The sequence below is a fragment of the Sphingobacterium sp. GVS05A genome, assembly GCF_019969845.1.
In the GTDB taxonomy this organism is placed as follows: domain Bacteria; phylum Bacteroidota; class Bacteroidia; order Sphingobacteriales; family Sphingobacteriaceae; genus Sphingobacterium.
This window is the reverse complement of the sequence record NZ_JAHXYR010000019.1, coordinates 1-474: the sequence shown is the minus strand read 5'-3', so window position 1 is coordinate 474 and position 474 is coordinate 1. Positions and strand designations below refer to the sequence as shown.

Annotated in this window: 1 protein-coding gene; it reads right to left on the bottom strand. The window is 47.3% G+C overall.

Features of this window, described 5'->3' with window-relative positions; genetic code table 11:
* On the bottom strand, nucleotides 1-474 hold a 474-nt coding region (locus LC454_RS26245), incomplete at both ends, for an alpha-amylase family glycosyl hydrolase (protein ID WP_262903151.1).

The following is a 474-nucleotide window of genomic DNA, read 5'->3' as shown; positions in this document are numbered from 1 at the left end:
AAATATGGTTGATCACGCAATCAAACATCAGGTTGAAATTGGCCGAAAGGTGATGAATATCTGACCAGCCACCAAGATGTTCATCGATCCGCCGGTAGTCAATGACGCTAAAGCCGTCGTCTGAACTGTACGGATACATCGGCAGAATATGGATGTCGCTGATAATGTCGCGCAGATAAGTGTTAGCGAAATGATTGAGCGTCGCCAGCGGCGGTTGCTCGCCGTGACGGATATTATCGCCATAAGTAATCAGATAAATATTGGTACCATCCACCCAGCGGGTGGTGCGGTGTTTGCCGTAATTCCATTTGTCGGCGAGATGCAGGATTTTTTTCAGCAGGTCGGCGATGTGTTCCCGGGGGTAAATCCTGCTTAACAGGCTTTCCAGCCGCAGAACATACTCAAGATTGACTGAGCTCATATCGGTTCCTTCTTCTGCATTTTTGTTTTTTTGACCAAAGCGCTTTAAAAAGG